The organism is Nocardia sp. NPDC058497 (genome assembly GCF_042720195.1).
In the GTDB taxonomy this organism is placed as follows: Bacteria; Actinomycetota; Actinomycetes; order Mycobacteriales; family Mycobacteriaceae; genus Nocardia.
In genome coordinates, this window is the sequence record NZ_JBHXMY010000718.1 from 1 (window position 1) to 2,085 (window position 2,085).

4 protein-coding genes are annotated in these 2,085 nt (G+C 68.1%); 2 read left to right on the forward strand and 2 right to left on the reverse strand.

The genetic code is table 11. The annotated features are described in order from the left end of the window. Together ACFWPJ_RS29950 and ACFWPJ_RS29955 are read left to right on the forward strand one after the other, a co-directional pair. Nucleotides 1-271, forward strand: a 271-nt coding sequence (locus tag ACFWPJ_RS29950) for a response regulator transcription factor (RefSeq protein WP_378856437.1), incomplete at its 5' end; no start/stop codon positions are given. A gap of 343 nt (nucleotides 272-614) precedes the next feature. Further along, nucleotides 615-983 carry a VOC family protein gene (locus ACFWPJ_RS29955; protein ID WP_378856439.1) on the forward strand — a complete coding sequence of 123 codons (369 nt, stop codon included), beginning with the start codon at nucleotides 615-617 and terminating at the stop codon, nucleotides 981-983. A gap of 7 nt (nucleotides 984-990) precedes the next feature. Here ACFWPJ_RS29955 and trmD read toward each other — a convergent pair whose 3' ends face one another. Both trmD and rimM read right to left on the reverse strand, forming a co-directional pair. Next, the gene (trmD, locus tag ACFWPJ_RS29960) at nucleotides 991-1,674 is read right to left on the reverse strand and encodes a tRNA (guanosine(37)-N1)-methyltransferase TrmD (protein WP_378856441.1); all 684 of its coding nucleotides are present in this window, start codon (nucleotides 1,672-1,674) and stop codon (nucleotides 991-993) included. A 3-nt stretch (nucleotides 1,675-1,677) separates the two neighbouring features. Further along, a partial coding sequence (gene rimM, locus ACFWPJ_RS29965; RefSeq protein ID WP_378856442.1) for a ribosome maturation factor RimM occupies nucleotides 1,678-2,085 on the reverse strand: 408 nt, incomplete at its 5' end.

A 2,085-nucleotide genomic window follows, 5' to 3' on the forward strand; every position in this document is an offset into this window, starting at 1 on the left:
GTGTATAAGAGACAGGCTCTCGGGTGTGTGCGATCGGCTGACCGGGGTGCTGGCGGGCGAGCCGTCGGACGAGGTACCGCGGCTGTCGCGGCGCGAACTCGACGTGCTCGCGCAGATCGCGCTCGGTTGCACGAATCAGGAAGCGGCGCTTCGCCTGTCGCTCGGCGCCGAAACCGTCAAGAGCTACCTGCGGCAGGCGATGAGCAAGCTCGACGCGCGAACCCGGCACGAGGCCGTGGCGCTGGCACGGCGTCATCGCCTGCTGCCCTGATGTGGAATTCGTCACGCTCTCGAGCGGATTTCCGTCGCCCTGAGCACCCGCGCGCGAGCTCGACGATCCGGCTGCCGCTCGTTTCACACCTCGCTCACGCTCGGCGCGCCGGGTGCCATGGACGCCGAATCACCAAGGGGCGCACGGCCTGTACAGGGCACATGGGCACGGTGACCGGTCGGCCGCGCTCGTCGCACCGAGTCCTGCGGTCCCGGAACATATTCCGAATGGAACGAGCAATCCTCACCTTGGACGATGACACAACGAATTACCCCGATGAATATCCAACCATCTTTAGGACAAAACAATCTCGGCGTCCATCCCGACCGGTACCGTCGGTCCGATGACGGAGCCTTTTCACTTGGCCGGCGTCTCGCTGGACTGTGACGACCCCGAGTCCCTCGCCCGCTTCTACCTCGGGCTGCTCGGTGGCCGTGTGCTGTGGAACGACGCCCACAGCGTGGGTATCCGCATACCGTCGGGGCTGACGTTGGCCGCGCAACGCGTCGAGAACTACTTCCCGCCACAATGGCCGGGCAGCGCCGCGGTGCAGCTGGAGCTGGCGGCCGATGCCGACCTGGATCTGTGTGAGCAGCACGCGCTGGCGATCGGCGCCAAACCCGCTCCGGTGCAACAGGATCCGCGCTGGCGGGTCTTGCTCGACCCGGCCGGGCACCCGTTCGCCATCACCACCCGCGCCGCGTCGATGTAGGCAGGCGTTACTGCTCCGGCAGGAGATCCGGCCTGCGTTCGCGGGTGCGTTCCAGGGACCGCTCGTGGCGCCACGCGGCCACCTTGGCGTGATCGCCGGACAGCAGGATCGGCGGCACGTCCAGGCCGCGCCACGAGACCGGGCGGGTGTAGCTCGGGCCTTCCAGGAGTCCGTCGGAGAACGAATCCTCCTGGTGGGACTGCTGATTGCCGAGCACACCGGGGATCAGCCGGACCACGGCCTCGGTCATCACCAGCACCGCGGCCTCGCCGCCGATGAGGACGTAGTCGCCGATGCTCACCTCTTCGACGCGGACGCGGCGGGCGGCGTCGTCGAACACACGCTGATCGATGCCCTCGTAGCGGCCGCAGGCGAAGACGAGGTGCTTCTCGGTGGACCAGCGCTGCGCGGTCGCCTGGGTGAACGGCACACCGGCCGGGGTGGGGACGACGAGCAGGGCGTCGTCGGGGCACACCGCGTCGAGCGCGTCGCCCCAGACGGTGGGCTTCATGACCATGCCCGGACCGCCGCCGTAGGGCGAATCGTCGACGGACTTGTGCACGTCGTGGGTCCAGTCCCGCAGATCATGCACGCCGACCGAGATCAGGCCCTTGTCGACGGCCTTGCCGAGCAGCGCGGTCCGCAGCGGCTCGAGGTAATCCGGGAAGATCGTGACGACGTCGAGTTGCACGAATTACTCCGGATCGAGCAGGCCCTCGGGCGGGGTGATGACCACCAGTCCATCGGCGATCGACACGGTCGGCACGATGGCGGTGACAAAGGGAACGAGAATTTCGCGGCCGTCGTCGGCGGCGCGCACCGACAGCAGTTCGCCCGCGGCCGAATGCAGCACCTCGGTGACCTCGCCGACGACGGTGCCGTCGGTGAGCTCGACGCGCAGGCCTTCGAGCTCGTGGTCGTAGAAGGCGTCCTCGTCGTCGGACGGCGGCAGGGACTCGCTGTCGACGACGAACAGCATGCCGCGCAGTGCGTCGGCGGCGGTGCGGTCGTCGATGCCGTCGACGAACACCAGAAGCCGGCCCGAGTGCTCTCGGGCCCTCGTAACGGTGTTTTGACCGGGCGCCGCGGATTTAGGCAAACC

Excerpts from the sequence above, each read along its gene's own strand:
- ACFWPJ_RS29955 (WP_378856439.1), top strand. The coding sequence starts at position 615 with ATGACGGAGCCTTTTCACTTGGCCGGCGTCTCGCTGGACTGTGACGAC.